Annotated in this window: 16 protein-coding genes; 4 read left to right on the top strand and 12 right to left on the bottom strand. The window is 69.8% G+C overall.

What is annotated here, in order from left to right; genetic code table 11:
• Positions 1-272: 272 nt before the first annotated feature.
• The 8 genes from MT347_RS10325 to MT347_RS10290 form a co-directional block, all read right to left on the bottom strand.
• A complete protein-coding gene (locus tag MT347_RS10325) occupies positions 273-1448 on the bottom strand; it encodes an acyltransferase (RefSeq protein ID WP_243500798.1) in 1176 nt (391 codons plus the stop codon).
• Positions 1449-1533: 85 nt separating this feature from the next.
• The gene (locus MT347_RS10320; protein WP_243500796.1) at positions 1534-1833 is read right to left on the bottom strand and encodes a SelT/SelW/SelH family protein; all 300 of its coding nucleotides are present in this window, start codon (positions 1831-1833) and stop codon (positions 1534-1536) included.
• Between the two features lie 88 nt (positions 1834-1921).
• Positions 1922-2380, bottom strand: coding sequence for an acyl-CoA thioesterase (locus MT347_RS10315; protein WP_082485024.1), 459 nt, complete (start codon positions 2378-2380; stop codon positions 1922-1924).
• An 84-nt stretch (positions 2381-2464) separates the two neighbouring features.
• Positions 2465-2980, bottom strand: coding sequence for a GNAT family N-acetyltransferase (locus MT347_RS10310; protein WP_243500794.1), 516 nt, complete (start codon positions 2978-2980; stop codon positions 2465-2467).
• A 25-nt stretch (positions 2981-3005) separates the two neighbouring features.
• Positions 3006-3380 (bottom strand): DUF732 domain-containing protein, encoded by a 375-nt coding sequence (locus MT347_RS10305; protein ID WP_243500791.1) that lies wholly within the window; start codon positions 3378-3380, stop codon positions 3006-3008.
• A gap of 168 nt (positions 3381-3548) precedes the next feature.
• A complete protein-coding gene (locus tag MT347_RS10300; RefSeq protein ID WP_243500789.1) occupies positions 3549-4085 on the bottom strand; it encodes an AAA family ATPase in 537 nt (178 codons plus the stop codon).
• Positions 4086-4377: 292 nt separating this feature from the next.
• Positions 4378-5367 carry a putative zinc-binding metallopeptidase gene (locus MT347_RS10295; RefSeq protein WP_243500787.1) on the bottom strand — a complete coding sequence of 330 codons (990 nt, stop codon included), beginning with the start codon at positions 5365-5367 and terminating at the stop codon, positions 4378-4380.
• Between the two features lie 67 nt (positions 5368-5434).
• Positions 5435-5623 carry an alternative tryptophan synthase beta-subunit gene (locus MT347_RS10290; RefSeq protein ID WP_243500784.1) on the bottom strand — a complete coding sequence of 63 codons (189 nt, stop codon included), beginning with the start codon at positions 5621-5623 and terminating at the stop codon, positions 5435-5437.
• A 342-nt stretch (positions 5624-5965) separates the two neighbouring features.
• Between MT347_RS10290 and MT347_RS10285 the strand changes: the two genes are divergently transcribed.
• From MT347_RS10285 to MT347_RS10275, 3 genes are all read left to right on the top strand, one after another.
• On the top strand, positions 5966-6310 hold the full coding sequence (locus tag MT347_RS10285) for a YnfA family protein (RefSeq protein WP_243500782.1): 345 nt from the start codon (positions 5966-5968) through the stop codon (positions 6308-6310).
• A complete protein-coding gene (locus MT347_RS10280) occupies positions 6307-6543 on the top strand; it encodes a hypothetical protein (RefSeq protein ID WP_243500780.1) in 237 nt (78 codons plus the stop codon). The genes MT347_RS10285 and MT347_RS10280 overlap by 4 nt, the downstream gene beginning before the upstream one ends.
• A gap of 451 nt (positions 6544-6994) precedes the next feature.
• Positions 6995-7807: a shikimate 5-dehydrogenase gene (locus MT347_RS10275; RefSeq protein WP_243500777.1), complete on the top strand. Its 813-nt coding sequence runs from the start codon at positions 6995-6997 to the stop codon at positions 7805-7807.
• 220 nt (positions 7808-8027) lie between these two features.
• Here the strand turns inward: MT347_RS10275 and MT347_RS10270 are convergent, their stop codons facing one another.
• The 4 genes from MT347_RS10270 to MT347_RS10255 form a co-directional block, all read right to left on the bottom strand.
• The gene (locus MT347_RS10270) at positions 8028-9845 is read right to left on the bottom strand and encodes a Na+/H+ antiporter (RefSeq protein ID WP_243500775.1); all 1818 of its coding nucleotides are present in this window, start codon (positions 9843-9845) and stop codon (positions 8028-8030) included.
• Between the two features lie 63 nt (positions 9846-9908).
• Positions 9909-11171 carry an MFS transporter gene (locus MT347_RS10265; RefSeq protein WP_243500773.1) on the bottom strand — a complete coding sequence of 421 codons (1263 nt, stop codon included), beginning with the start codon at positions 11169-11171 and terminating at the stop codon, positions 9909-9911.
• A 180-nt stretch (positions 11172-11351) separates the two neighbouring features.
• Positions 11352-11942, bottom strand: a complete 591-nt coding sequence (locus tag MT347_RS10260; RefSeq protein WP_243500771.1) for a winged helix-turn-helix domain-containing protein — start codon at positions 11940-11942, stop codon at positions 11352-11354.
• An 18-nt stretch (positions 11943-11960) separates the two neighbouring features.
• Positions 11961-13409: a PLP-dependent aminotransferase family protein gene (locus tag MT347_RS10255; RefSeq protein ID WP_243500769.1), complete on the bottom strand. Its 1449-nt coding sequence runs from the start codon at positions 13407-13409 to the stop codon at positions 11961-11963.
• A gap of 19 nt (positions 13410-13428) precedes the next feature.
• On the opposite strand from MT347_RS10255, the gene MT347_RS10250 reads away from it, so the two are divergent.
• Entirely contained in the window at positions 13429-13743 is a 315-nt protein-coding gene (locus tag MT347_RS10250; protein ID WP_243500767.1) for a hypothetical protein, read from the top strand.
• Positions 13744-13978: the final 235 nt, after the last annotated feature.

Genomic DNA, 13978 nt, shown 5'->3' with positions numbered 1-13978 from the left:
GCTGCGTTGGGGTGGAAGGTCCGACCTGCGCAGGAAAAGTCGCCACCGCGGGCAGGAAACAGGTGAAACAGCTCGGGCCCTCGCCCGCGTCACATCAGGTTGTGCCAACAGCCCACCGAAGAGGTCGAGAAGAGGCTCGGGGCCTCGCAGAGATGCAGGGTTCCGGGCCTCTTTCGTTTGCTGTGTAGACGCGTCGTCAGGCCGTCGCCGCTCGGGGTGAGCCGGGGCGCGTCGACTGACTGCAGGGACTGCTGACGGGGCCTGCCCCCAATTCACCCGGCAGGTCGGCTTGTCGCTGTCGGCTGGCTCGAAGCCGTCGGCGTCCGCGACCCTGCCCGGAGTTCCCGCTGGATCGCTTTCTGGCGGTCATTGATGAACGGCTTCTCCGCTAGGTAGAAGAAGCCGATGCAGGCGGCGATCGCCAGAGGTGCGACCACGAACGTCATGGCAGCCCAGTGCGCCAGGATGGGCAGCCCCAGGGGGAGCAGTAGGAGGTTCCCGAGGGCGAGCAGGGGACTGTGCAGCAAGTACACGCTGTACGAGACGAAGCCCGCGTACTCGAGCGGCTTACTGCCGAGCAGCAGCACCGCTCGAGGCGCGCGGTTCTCGTTGTAGGCGCGGGCCATGAGAGCGATGGCGATCGCGGCGACGACGCCGGCGCCGGTCTCGGAGAACCAGAGCCCCGACACCTCGTCGCTCTTGACGAGCGAGGTGATGCCGAGCACGAGCGCGACCCAGGCGAGGGCTGCGCCGACGTGCATGGCCTTGTAGTGGGCGCCGCGTGCGTACTCGGCGGCCGCCATGCCGGCGGCGAACAGTCCGATCAGCCACGGGTGCGCCACCGTGCCCGCGCCGATGGCGACGGGCGGTACGACCGTGACCGTGAGGATCAACGCCGCAAGCAGGAGCGGGTGCAGAACCTTCCGGAGGGGGAGTAGCAGGAGCGGGAGAAGGAAATAGATCTGCCATTCGACGGCGATACTCCACATGGGCCCGTTGATGTTCACGGCCCACGCGCCGGAGAAGTTCTGCACCAGGAACAGGTGCGCGATCACGGAGGGGATCGTGACGGGGATCTTGCTGTCCCAATCGGTACCGCCCTCCGCCTGCAGCAGGGGGACGAACGCGATCAGGGCGAGTGACACGGCCAGCGCCGCGCAGTAGGGCGGGAGAATGCGGCGCGCGCGGCTGCGGAAGTAGCGTTTGGCGCCGGCCTGCCACGAATAGCGCAGCAGGAATCCTGAGAGCACGATGAAGACGGGTACGCCCAAATATCCCCATCCGACGATCGCGTGGATGATCGGCAGTTGCTCCTCCGACTGATTCGACAGGCCGGTGAAGAGGAACGTGTGGTAGACCACCACAGCAAGAGCGGCGAGTCCTCGCACGCCATCGAGGAACGGGTAACCCTTGCGAGCGGGGGTGGGAAATGCTCCGGCGCCTGGCATGAGGCCGATGCTATAGGGACCTATTCCCGGTCATATTTCGGTGAGATGAATACGACTCCCGTGGCCGCTTTCCGAAACGATCGAATCACGGCTCCAGCCTCCGCGCCGCCCGGTCCGCATGCCCCAGGTCCCGCTCCGGCGCAATGCGATCGCGCACGCGGCGCTTCAGCTCGACGATGTCGGGGAACCCGCCGTCGTCCTTGCGCGACCACACGCGCTCCTCGTCGGCGTAGACCTCGAAGATCCCGCCGGTGCCGGGCTCGAGCGTCGCTCCGCCGCCCATGAGCTCGGTCTGGAACGTGGTCAGCAGCTCTTGCGCAATCCACGCTGCGCGCAGCATCCACGCGCATTGCGTGCAGTACACGACTCGAATTGTGTGCGTCATGAGACCCTCATCTTTCCGTGAGCGGTATCGGTGCCCGAGCGACGGGCCTTCGGCGTGACCCCTCAACGGCGACCTGTCGCAGCCGACCTCACTCCAGGGAGATGCTCCCGGTCGCGGGGTGCTCGTGCGGCATCCTGTCACGGTCGAAGGTGATGTCGGTGTAACCGTGGGGCGTGGGGCGGCCGTCCTCGTCGACGCTGACGAACACGAGTCGTTCGATGGTGAGGATCCGCTTGCGCGTGATCATGTTGCGCACGACGGCGCGCATCGTGAGGGACGTGCGACCGAAGTTCGTCGCGGTCAGGCCCATCTCGATCAGGTCGCCCTGCAGAGCGGATGCCTCGAAGTTGATCTCCGAGATGAGCTTGGTCACCACGCGGTAGTTGCCGAGCTGGATGATCGCGTAGATCGCCGCTTCCTCGTCGATCCAGCGCAGCAGGCTGCCGCCGAACAGCGTGCCGTTCGCATTCAGGTCTTCGGGCTTCACCCACTTGCGGGTGTGGAAGTTGATGCCGTCATCCGAGGGATGCCACTGCGGTTCCGTCACCCCTCCCACGCTACTCCCGCGCCGTGTGCCGAACCTCCGCGCGGCGGGCTCCCCGCGCAGAGAGACGGAACCACCCGTCCGTCGTCACCTCAGCGCCAATCGCATCAGCACCGAGTCCCCGTGAACGCCATCCCGTTCCCGCTCCCCGGTGTCGACGAACCCGAGTTTGTCCAGCACGTGGAACGACGCGGCATTCCAGGCGCGCACGGTCGAGGCCAGGCGGTCGTATCCGAGAGAAGCCGCCCGGTCGACGATCAGCCGCGACGACTCCGTCGCGTAGCCGCGACCCCAGAACGCACGGAGGAACTCGAAAGCCAGCTCCGGCTCCTCGGGCGTGCCGACGCTGTTCGCAACGAGACCGCAGTATCCGACGGGAATGCCGGATTCCCGAAGCTCCACGACGCACAGTCCCGGCGCGGGCTCGGGCCGGTACGTGCGCAGCCACTGCTGCATGTCGGCCAGGGTGGGGTGACCGTCGGCGCTGATCCGCCGCCGGGCGGGGACCCGCGGGTCGCGCTCCTCCCACAGCCGGCGGTGGAAGGCCGCATCCTCCACGGCCCAGGGTCGAAGCCGGAGGCGTTCCGACTGCATGTCGTACATGGCGGCGATATGCGTCAGCGCGCGCTCACGGCGCGGGCGCGTACTCCGGACACAGATGGATGCCGGAGAGCACGACGACCGCGCTGGCCTCCGGCTCCGAGATCGCGCCGCCCTTGATCGAGTCGAAGACCTCTTTCGGAGTGAGGCCCTCGTCGAACGCCTTGCAGACCGCCTGGCCGAGGTCGATCCACAGGCCCGGGTTGGACAGATCGGTCTGCGGCAACTGTTGGCGGAGGGCTCGGAAGTACGCGGATTCCTGCGCGAGGACGTCTTCGGTCATCGAGCTCGTCTGCGTCGGCGCCGGCGAGGCCGACCGCGACGGCGAGACGGGGAGTGCGCCGCACCCCGAGAGCATCCCGACCGCCAGGACCGCGGCCGCCATGGCACCGATCTTCCTCATGCCGCGAGCGTAGGCGAACACCCGCCCCCAGGCGAGGGGTGTCCCTGCCGCCCTGCCCACCGGGGACCGTGCGGGGCGGCGTCGCGGGCAAGTAAGCGGGGGAGGCCCGGATGCCGTGGCTTCGACGTGCACAGCCGCCGGGCGTCCACACCATGGTGCGGTGCCCGGTCAGCGCAGCAGCGCTTCGACCGCCGCCACCCGCTCCTCGGGCGTTCCCGTGATCTCGCGGACGAGCAGATGCCCGCCGACCAGGTCGGGGTCGTCGACGAGCTCGAGCAGAACATCGTTCATCGTCTCGCGCAGCTCGAGGTGCTCATCGTCGGACACGTGGATGGGATCCCGCCCGGTGAGCGGGAGGACGACGAGCACGTCGACGGTCCGCATCGCTGCGACGACGAGTGCGATCGCCTGCTCGCGGATCCCGACGTCGAGGGGGCGGCCCGACAGCTCGGCCAGGGCGAGGAGGTAGGCGAGGAAATCGAGGGGTCCGCGTTCGGCGATGACGTCCGTCGCGGTCTCCTCCGTCAGGCGGTCGGCCGACAGGCGAAGCTGCGCGGTGAACATCGCCGCTGAGGGCGAGTCCGAGGCGTCGTCGAGCAGCTCGAACGGATCCGGCAGGACCGTGAACCCCGGATGCCGGCGGGCGAAGTCCGAGATGAGGGTGCTTTTCCCGCTGGCGTGGGTTCCCGAGACGACGATGCGCACGCCGCGAGACTACCGGCGCCGAGCGCGTGGGGCTTCGCGCCGCGGGCTTCGAGTCCGCGAGCAGCAGGCCCGGGGCGCCGCGCTTTGAGCCTCGGCTCCGCTCCCGAGCCCCGAGCCCCGAAGCCCGGAGCCCCGAGCCCCGAAGCCCGGAGCCCCGAGCCCCGAGCCCAGAGCCCAGAGCCCAGAGCCCAGAGCCCCGCCCCGAAGCCTCAGCCCCCGAATCCCGAGCCCCGGAGCCTCAGCCCTCGAGCCTCAACCCCCGAGCCTCAACCCCCGAGCCCAACCCCCGCCGTCAGCTCCCCGGCCGCAGCGACGCGATGAAGTCGAGCTTGTCGAGCACCGGGTCGGGGATGACGAAGGGGTAGAGATCGGCCTTGCCCATCGACCGGTTGACCATGTTGAGGGCTGTAGACAGCGGCATCCACGTGTCGGTGACGAACGCGCGGAATGAGGAGGAATCGTGGATGCCGGATGTCGGGGCGAGCCCGTAGATGTGCGCGGTCTCGATCGTGTCGGTCATGTGGAGGAAGTGCGCCCAGGTCTCGGCGAAGTCCTCGTAGGGGTGCATGGTGGCGTAGGTGGAGATGTAGCGCTCCCACCAGTTGTCCGGCGGGCCCTGGGAGTAGTGGCGGTCGATCTCGGCCTGGTAGTCGGCCCTCTCGTCGCCGAAGAGTCGGCGCGCCTCGCTCAGGCGGTCGGTGCCCTCGACGAGGCGCCACTCCATGTAGTGGCCCACCTCATGGCGGAAGTGGCCGAGCATGGTGCGGTACGGCTCGCCGAGCTGCTCCTGCACGCGCACGCGGTAGGCGTCATCGCTCTCGGCGAGGTCGATGGTGATCACCCCGTCGTCGTGGCCGATCGTGACGTTCTGGGCCACGCTGGACAGCAGGTCGAAGCACAGGCCGCGCTCCGGGTCCTCGGCCTTGCCGATCACGGTGAAGCCGAGACGATCGAGGTCCATCAGCATCCACCGCTTCGCACGTTCGGCGACCGGATACTGCGCGAGTCCCTTCGCGTCCGCATCGTTCGGACGGATGCGGGTCAGCTCGCACGCCGAGCACTGACCGCCCTCGAAACGCGAGAGCCAGGTGCACCCCGACAGGTTCAGGTTGCGGCAGACGTGCCAGATGAGCCCCGCGGCATCCACGTACCGACCGAACCCGTCGACCGGCACGATGTCGGCCTCTTCGCGCGAGAAACCCAGGCCCGTGCCGCAGGAGAGGCAGACGGAGTTCTCGAAATACAGGTCATTGCCGCACACGCGGCACCGGAACGACTTCACCTGGTGAGCCTGGCAGAGCGCGGGCAGGATTGCCGCCGGGTTGCGGGCGGCGGTTCCGCACTCCGCTTCATCGCACAGGCGTGTCGTTCAGCAGCGAGACCTCGCGCACGTCGAACAGTCCGCGCCGTGCGCGCACCATCGACACGCCCCTGCTGCGCAGCGCTTCAGCGAGCTCGGCGGTCAACGGGCCTTCGGACGACTTCTGCCAGCCGCTTTGCAGCGTGTAGGTGTGCGTCACCGTTCGGGGTCGGGTCATGTGCACCTCCGATCCGAAACCTAGCCAAGGGAGCGTCGGCCGGCGCCGAATGTTCCTCAAGCGTCATGTGCCGTGCGTTCTCGCGTAACGCGGCTACCAGGGACTCACCGCGGCAACGTCGCCGACCGCGTCCAGCGAGCGAACCTCCGATCGAGTGCGACGGGCTCGCGTGGTCAGCCGTGCCGCCCGGGCGGTGACGCCGGCAGCCGTGCCGCCCGGGCGGTGATGCCGGTAGCCGCGTCGCTCGGGCAGTGAAGCCGGCAGCCGTGCCGCCCGGGCGGTGACGCCGGCAGCCGCGCCGAGCTGAGGGACTGTGAGGCCTGGCCGCCGGATAATGACGGGATGACCACGGCCCGCATCGTCATCCTGTTCGCGCTCGCCGCCATCGCCGAGATCGGCGGCGCGTGGCTCATCTGGCAGGCGGTCCGCGAGAATCGCGGGTGGTGGCTGGCGCTGCTCGGCATTCTCGCCCTCGGTGCCTACGGTTTCATCGCGGCTCTGCAGCCCGACGCACACTTCGGGCGCGTGCTCGCCGCCTACGGGGGCGTGTTCGTGGCGGGGTCGCTCGCGTGGGGAATCGTCGTGGACGGGTTCCGGCCCACGATGTGGGACTACATCGGTTCGGCGGTCGCCCTGCTGGGAGCGGGGATCATCATGATGGCTCCGTCAACACCTGCAACCGAGTGAGCCGCACGCGTACGCTGACGATCATGACGAACGTGCCCGGAGATGTGAACCGACTGCGCGCCGTGATCGCGAAGATCGATTCGGACAACCCCCTCAAGGTGCCCTTCAGCTTCAACCAGGGGCATATCAGCCCCCGTCTGGACCGGCTCGAGGCGAAACTGTCCTACATGGCGGAGTACATCGCTTACCTCGAGCAACGGATCGAGGGCCTCGAGGCTCAGGTAGTTAGCTAGGCGAGATATTAGGCGCGTGTCAAGCGCCGACTTCCCCAGCGGTGCGTCCGCGACACTCGGTACATGCAGAACGAGAACACGCCCCACGAGGGCATCGCCGACGACTTCACCGCCATGCAGACCGAGCGTCCCTTCGGGTCGTACCTGTCGGTCATCAACGGCGGGGCGTAGTCGCCCGAACCTCCTCGTGAGGTTCCCCACGACAGGGTCGGATGCCGCGAGGCTCCGGCCCTTCGTCGTGCGGTTTGCGGAACCGGGGTCTGGGACGTGAGCGGATGCCGAAGAGGCTGCGGCGCTTCGTCGTGCGGGTCGCGGACGTGGGGTCTGGGACGTGAGCGGATGCCGCGAGGCTCCGGCGCCTCGTCGTGCCCTGTGCGGGTGCCACGGCATCCGTGTGGACCGCGCACCCGCCGTAGCATGAGAGACCCGCCCGCGCGACGAGACGAGACCCATGCCCGAGCTCAGCAAAGACACCACCCTCTGCATCTCCCTGTCGGGCCGGCCGTCGAACATCGGCACCCGGTTCCACAACTTCCTCTACGCCGAGCTCGGGATCGACTTCGTCTACAAGGCGTTCACGACCACCGACATCGCGGCGGCGATCGGGGGAGTGCGGGCCCTCGGCATCCGAGGGTGCTCCGTGTCGATGCCGTTCAAAGAGGCCGTGATCCCGCTCGTCGATCGCATCGAGCCGTCGGCCGCGGCGATCGGCTCGATCAACACCATCGTCAACGATGACGGAGTGCTCACCGCCTCGAACACCGACTACGAAGCCATCGCCAGCCTCATCGAGAGCCACCGCCTCGAGCCCGCGGCATCCGTCGTCGTGCGCGGATCGGGCGGCATGGCCAAGGCCGTCGTCGCCGCGTTCCACGGTGCGGGATTCACCAACATCACGGTGGTGGCCCGCAATCCCGAGGCGGGTCCCGCGCTCGCCGACGCCTACGGCGCTCGATGGGTGGACCGGGATTCCGAACCGGGCGCCCGCATCCTCGTCAACGTGACGCCGATCGGGATGCAGGGACCGGATGCCGATGCCCTGGCGTTCTCGCCCGCGCACATCGCCGCGGCCGAGACGGTGTTCGACGTCGTGGCGTTCCCGGCGGAGACACCGCTCATCCGCGCCGCCCGCGACGCGGGGAAGGGCGTGATCACGGGAGCCGAGGTGATCGCCCTGCAGGCGGCGGGCCAGTTTGCGCGCTACACGGGCGTGATTCCTACGGCGGACCAGGTGCAGCGCGCGTCGGCGCATTCACGCGTCTGACGCCGGAGCGGGTGCGGAGCGCTGCCGACAGACGTCGCGCGCTCCCCGCGAGGGGCTCTGCCGACGAACGCTTTCTCTCTGACGTCGTGTCGGCGCCGTGGGCGCGGGTCGGCGCGCCGCCGTCACTCCACCGTCTTGTCGGCGCCCTGGGCCCGGGTCGACGCGCCGCATTTTCTCCACCATCGTGTCGGCGCCACGGCCGCGGGTCGACGCGTCGCGCTTACTCCACCGTCTTGTCGGCGCCGCGGGCGCGGATCTCCTCGAGGTCGAGGCCGGCGAGGATCCTGCGTGCGACAAGGTCGTCGATGGTGCCCTCCCGCCGCAGGCGCAACAGCACCTCACGCTTGCGGTCGAGGATCGCCAACCGCAACCGTTGCGCCTCTTTGTGTCGCAGCAGGGGAGAGCGCTGGGTGATGTCGATGTCGTCGCTGACGGCGATCATCTCGAGCGGTCCCGATAGGAGTCGGCTCTCACCGCCGTCCGGTTCGGTGACGGTCTGACTCGTCGCGTCTGCGTCGGACGTGGGGCGCGAGACCGCGCGCGGGGAGGTTGCGCGCTCGCCGTCGCCCGGCGGTATCGGGCCCATCGCCGACGGCGCGCCGCCGTCGAGCGACGCATCGAGCTCGGCGAGGTCGCGCTCTTCGGACGCGCGCTGACGAGCGATGGCCCGCGCATTCGCCAGTTCAAGACGCTCGTATCCCTCGCGCCGCGCGCGGTCGCGCACCCGGTCGCTCACACCGTGCTCGATGGCGAGCTCGTCGAGGGCCGCGAGCGCGGCGCCCGAGATGGCCCGCTCGGCCAGCTCGTACTCCTCGACGGCCGCGTCGTCGGTCGGCAGTTTCGCCCAGCGGATCACAGCCGGCAGCAAGGGACCCTGCACCAGCAGGGTCAGCACGATGACCCCCGCGGTGACGAAGACGACGGCATCCCTGCCCTGCACGGGTTCGCCCGCGGCGGTGACGGTCGGCACCGAGAGGGCGATCGCGAGCGAGACGGCCCCGCGGAAGCCGGCCACCGTGCTCACCACTCGAGAACGGTGACGGAGCGAACGCGTCGACGCCGCGGGTGGGCGCGAGAAGGGCGAGAACATCCATTGGAAGAGATAGCGCACGACGAACAGCGCGACCCACGCGGCCACGGTGATGAGCAGGAGGATGCCGATCTCGGACGACGAGATCTCGTGCAGGACGAGCTGGACCTCGAGCCCGATGAGGACGAAGAGTGCGCCGTTGAGCAGGTAGACACCGAAGGGCCAGGTGGCATCCGCAGCCCGTCGCGAGATGGCCGTCGTGATGCGCGGCGACACCCACGCGACGATGAGTCCGGCGAAGACGACGGCGAGCACGCCCGACGCCTCGATGAGCTCGGCGATGAGGAACGCCACGAACGGCACGAGCACCAGCGTGAGGTTGATGGTGAGCGTGGACTGCATGCGGCGAAGCGCGAAGAAGGCGAGCACGGCCACGGCGATCCCCGCCGCGGCGCCGCCGAGGTACGACAGCAGCACCATGCCCGTGATCTGCAGAGGCGTGATCTGATCGCCGAGCAGAAGAGCGACGGCGATGGCGTACAGCACGAGGGCCGTGCCGTCGTTCGTGAGGCTCTCGGCCTTGAGCTTCATGAACAGTTTGGCGGGCAGCAGACGACCGAGCGCGGCGACCGCGGTGGCATCGGGCGGGGCGACCGCGGCGCCCAGAACGAGCGCGGCCTCCCAGGGCACGCCCATCCACGTGGCGACCCCCGCCACGGCGAAGGCGGATGCCACGACGAGCAGCGTGCTCATCGGGATGATGTAGCGCAGTGACCGGCGCACGGATCGCAGAGACGTGGTCCACGCCTCACGGAAAAGCATGACGGGCAGGAACAGCAGCAGCACGGTTTCGGGCGGCAACTCGATCTGCCGGAGCTCCGGGACGAATCCGAGTGCGAGGCCGATGACGAGCAGCACCAGCGGCGTCGCGACACGCAGACGCGGCGCCAGCACCGTCCCCACGAGCATGGCGAGGCCTAACAGAACCGTGATCTCGAGTCCCTGCATGCGTCCGCCTTTCGCCGCGCCCCTCACCTCAGCGTAGAGAGGGGGTCGGACATTCCCGAGGGGTCACACGGATCTGCGGCGCACCATGGTCAGCGCGAGGAGCCCCGCGGCCAGGTACAGCGCCCCCTGCACCTGCAGGGAGATCTCGAATGCCGGCCCCGACCCGACGAACCCGCCGAGCAGGGTCCCCACCGCCTGGAGCGCCGTCAGGGCCGCGAAGAGCAGACTCGTCACCCGACCGCGGTGGGTCGCGGGCGTCTCCCGGTCGACGATCGTGAGCATGGCGGTCATCGCCAGCAGGCCGGGAGCCCCCACGAGGGCGAACAGGGCGACGTACACCGGGAACCACGTCGTCACGGCGGGGAGGTTCCAGATCACGAGCGTCAGCACCCCGAACCCGAGAATGGATGCCGCGGCCAGCCGCCACGGTGCGACCCGGCCGATCACGCCCAGCAGCCCGACCCCCGCGATCAAGGCCCCGACCGCCTGGATGCCGCGGAGGATGCCCACCTCGGTGTCGCCGCCGCCGAGCGCGCGCTGCACGAACAGCACGAAGAGGATCGTGAAGAGGCCCTGCGCGAGCGACATCAGCATCGCGACCACCATCAGCCGCCGAAGAACCCGGTCGGCGGTGACGATGGCGACACCCGATCCCAGCTCGGCGAAGAAGGTGAGCCGCGGCGGGGCGCCGGCCGCGTCCACCTCGATCGTGCGCGGCACCGGGATGTCGGTGGGCGGGGATACCGCGGCATCCGGTCGCTTCTTCACCCGGATGAAAAGCACGACGGATGCCACGGCGTAGGCTGCGGCGGTCGCCACGACCACCGCGTCGACACCGCCGAGCCCGAGGACCAGCCCGCCGACGGGTGCGCCGACGAGGCGGGCGAGGCCCGACCCGACGCCCAGGAGTTGGTTCACCGGTGCGACGTGCGCGGGGGGCACGAGGGAGGCCGCCACGCTCGGACGCGCCGGCTCGATGATCGCACCGAGAATCGACTGCACGATGGCGACGAGGTAGACGATCCACAGGTCGGCGGCAGGGTCGACGAAGACGAGCGGGAGCACCGTGACCACCTGCAGCGCGGCCGTGCCGCCCATGAGGTGCCACGGGTCGGCGCGATCGATCAGCAGGCCCGCGAGGGGCGCGGCCGCGACCGACAGCACCGCCTGCAGCACGAACACGATGGAGGTGATGAGCGGGGAGCCCGTGACGCCCAGCACGAAGAGCGGGAGCGCGACGAGCAGCATCCAATCGGCTGACTCGGCGATGGCTCCGCCCGAGATCAGGCGGAGAACACCGGGATAGCGCCAGGTGCCGCCGCTCATGGCGCATCCTCGTCAAATGGTGGACTGACGGGATGGTGCTGACGCCGGGCGCGGCCGCTCGTGGCGCGCGTCGCGAACCGTGGACCGAAGAGATCGCGCGGACGCCAGGTGCCGCCGCTCATGGCGCACCCTCGTCGAACCGTGGACTGACCAGATCGGGATGACGCTCGGTGCCGCCGGTCATGGCGCACCCTCCACGAACCGCGGATCGACGACGCCGCGCACCGAGACCGACGCGACCGCGCTGCCCGTCGGGGTCTCCGCTCGCGTCGCGCGGATGTAGGGGCGGACGATCTCGTCGATGCGGGCGCCGATCTCGGCCAGCTCGTCGGCGGTGACGAGAACGGCGTAGTCGTTGATGACGGCCGCGTCGCGCCAGGCGGCGGGCAGTGCCTTTTCGTGTCGGAGGTAGTCGTCGAAGCGCGCGTCGGTGTCGGCGAACCAGGCCGAGCGCACCGCGGTTCGCGCGAGGTCGTCGCCGGGACCACCGCCGGCGTCGAGGTCGATCCCGGTGATCGTCGCCTGCCACGGACGCTTGCGGGCGTCGCCCGTGTCGGCATCCGCCCGTTCGACGAGCCCGAGTCGAGCGAGTTCCCGCAGGTGCCAGGAGCAATTGGATGCCGTGAGCCCGACGATCTCGGCGCACTGGGTGGCCGTCTGCGGCCCGACCGACAGCAGGTGCGACAGGATCGCCAGGCGAGAGGGCACCGCGAGGGCGGCGAGCATGTCGGAGGTGGGGATGACGCGGCGCTCCGGAAGATCTGAAGTCACCGCTTCATAATAGCGGTGTCAGTCCTGTCTCACGTATCCCGCCCACGCCCGGCCCAGTCGCTCCACCCCGGCCTCGAGCACCTGCGGAGGCGGGGTGACCGGGATCCGGATGTGGTCATCGGCATCCATATCGGAGGCGAACTGCGCGGAGCCCGCGACCGACACACCGAAGCCCGCCGCGTGTCGCGCGAACGCGCCCGCTGAGCCAGAGGGAAGGCGCGCCCAGAGGCACAGGCCGCCGCGCGGCGGTCGCCATTCCCAGTCGGGCAGGTGCGCCGAGAGCAGCCTCCCCGCGGCGACGGCCGCCTCGCGATGCACCGTGGCGAGATCTCGCCGGAGTGCCGGTGCTTCGGCGAGGAGGTCGAGCGCGAGCAGTTGCGCGGGCACGCTGGTCGACAGGTCGCTGCTCTGACGCAAGCCGCGCAGCCGGCGGACGAGCACCGGGTCCGCGCGCAACCAGCCGACCCGCAGACCCTCCCACGCCCACTTCGACAGCGACTCGACGACGACGATCGGCGCGTCGGGTCGGAGGGCGGCGAGCGAGGGCGGGGTGACCCCGTCGAACGACGCGTGGGCGAGCACGCGATCCTCTACCACCGTGACCCCGTACTCGGCGGACAGCTCCGCGATGCGCTGACGCACCGGAGGACTCGTCTGCACGCCGGTCGGGTTGTGGTTGTGCGGGTTCAGGGCGATCATGACGGGCCTTCGCACCACGATCGCCGCCTCGAGTGCCCCGACATCGATGCCGGACGGGGTGAGGCGGATGCCGTGCACGAGGCCGCCGCGCCGACGTACGGCATCCGTGAGTCCGGGCCAGGCCACCTCTTCGGTGAGCACCGTGTCGCCGGGGGAGACGAGTTCGTCGACGAGCAGGCTGAGCGCCTGTTGCGCGCCGTGCGTGACGAGGATCTGGGCCGAGGTCGTCGGGGTGCCGTCGGCCGCCATCGCGGCGGCGATGGCCGCACGGAGGTCCGCGAGACCGGCGGGGTCGGCCTCGACGGTGTGGGCGTTGAGCACGGGACGGTGGCGCTGCACGATGTCGACGGCCAACGGAGAGATCGCGGGCACGGCCCGCAGCAGGTCGATGCTGGAGGGGAGGGTGGCGTACAACGCCTCTCCCCGCCCGGCGACATGGCGTGCGGCGGTCGGGGCGGTGCCGGCGATGCGTGTTCCGCTTCCCTGGCGTCGATCCAGGATGCCGTCGTCGTACAGTCGTGCGTACGCGCTGACGACCGTTCCGCGCGAGACGGCGACGGTGGCGGCGAGGGTGCGTTCCGAGGGCAGGCGATCGCCGCCGCGCAGTTCGCCCTCACGGACGAGGCGCGCGATGCCGTCGGCGAGGCCGGCCGCGAGCGTGGTGTCGGCGCTGGCCCATCTGCCCAGACGCTCGGCGAGGCGTTCCGCAGACACGGTGGCCGTGCGATGGTCCACCAGGGCGGAAGTGGCTCTGTCGACGAGGGTCATAGCCCTTGATTCTGGTGCGATGACACACTCCACTGCCGCCGAATCCCTGTTCTTCGGTCCACTCACCCTCGATTGGACCATTGCCGAGATGCTCGCATGGATCGGTGCGGAAGACGCGCGCTGCCATGACGAGCGACTGGCGGGAATTCTGGATGCCGTCCGTCGTGCGCTCGACCCCGGCGCCGCGCCCGTGACGGGACGCGTGGTGGGACTCGTGCGCACGGTTGCGATGCGGGTTTCCGCGCAGCCCGGGTCGGGGGAGCGGAGGGTGGGCGAGGTGGTGGGTGCGCCCGCGGGATCGGTGCGAGATGCCGGGGCGCTGGTGGCGGTGTGACGTGCGTCGTGCTCGGCAGGTGTCGGCGTTGGGGCGGCCGCGGGCATGGCGCGCGTCGTGCTCGGCAGGTGTCGGCGCCGAGGTGCTTGCGGCCGCAGGGCGCGCGTCGTGCGGGCATGTGTCCGCGCCGGGGCAGTTTCGGCCGCGGGCGCGCGTCGTGCGGGCGCGTGTCGGAGCCGGGGCGCTTGAGGGGGCGGGACGCGCGTCGCCTGTGGGCCGGGCACGGGCTCGAGCC

Origin of the sequence: Microbacterium sp. VKM Ac-2923, from assembly GCF_022815605.1 — a bacterium.
Lineage (GTDB): Bacteria > Actinomycetota > Actinomycetes > Actinomycetales > Microbacteriaceae > Microbacterium.
The sequence above is the reverse complement of the archived record's forward strand: the minus strand, read 5'-3'. Positions and strand labels throughout refer to the sequence as shown.

Bases quoted from the DNA above. Each gene is read 5' to 3' on its own strand.
- MT347_RS10255 (WP_243500769.1), bottom strand. From the start codon at position 13,409: ATGACCCTCGTCGACAGAGCCACTTCCGCCCTGGTGGACCATCGCACG.
- MT347_RS10270 (WP_243500775.1), bottom strand. From the start codon at position 9,845: ATGCAGGGACTCGAGATCACGGTTCTGTTAGGCCTCGCCATGCTCGTG.
- MT347_RS10310 (WP_243500794.1), bottom strand. From the start codon at position 2,980: ATGTACGACATGCAGTCGGAACGCCTCCGGCTTCGACCCTGGGCCGTG.
- MT347_RS10275 (WP_243500777.1), top strand. From the start codon at position 6,995: ATGCCCGAGCTCAGCAAAGACACCACCCTCTGCATCTCCCTGTCGGGC.
- MT347_RS10320 (WP_243500796.1), bottom strand. From the start codon at position 1,833: ATGACGCACACAATTCGAGTCGTGTACTGCACGCAATGCGCGTGGATG.
- MT347_RS10285 (WP_243500782.1), top strand. From the start codon at position 5,966: ATGACCACGGCCCGCATCGTCATCCTGTTCGCGCTCGCCGCCATCGCC.
- MT347_RS10325 (WP_243500798.1), bottom strand. From the start codon at position 1,448: ATGCCAGGCGCCGGAGCATTTCCCACCCCCGCTCGCAAGGGTTACCCG.
- MT347_RS10265 (WP_243500773.1), bottom strand. From the start codon at position 11,171: ATGAGCGGCGGCACCTGGCGCTATCCCGGTGTTCTCCGCCTGATCTCG.
- MT347_RS10290 (WP_243500784.1), bottom strand. From the start codon at position 5,623: ATGACCCGACCCCGAACGGTGACGCACACCTACACGCTGCAAAGCGGC.
- MT347_RS10305 (WP_243500791.1), bottom strand. From the start codon at position 3,380: ATGAGGAAGATCGGTGCCATGGCGGCCGCGGTCCTGGCGGTCGGGATG.
- MT347_RS10250 (WP_243500767.1), top strand. From the start codon at position 13,429: ATGACACACTCCACTGCCGCCGAATCCCTGTTCTTCGGTCCACTCACC.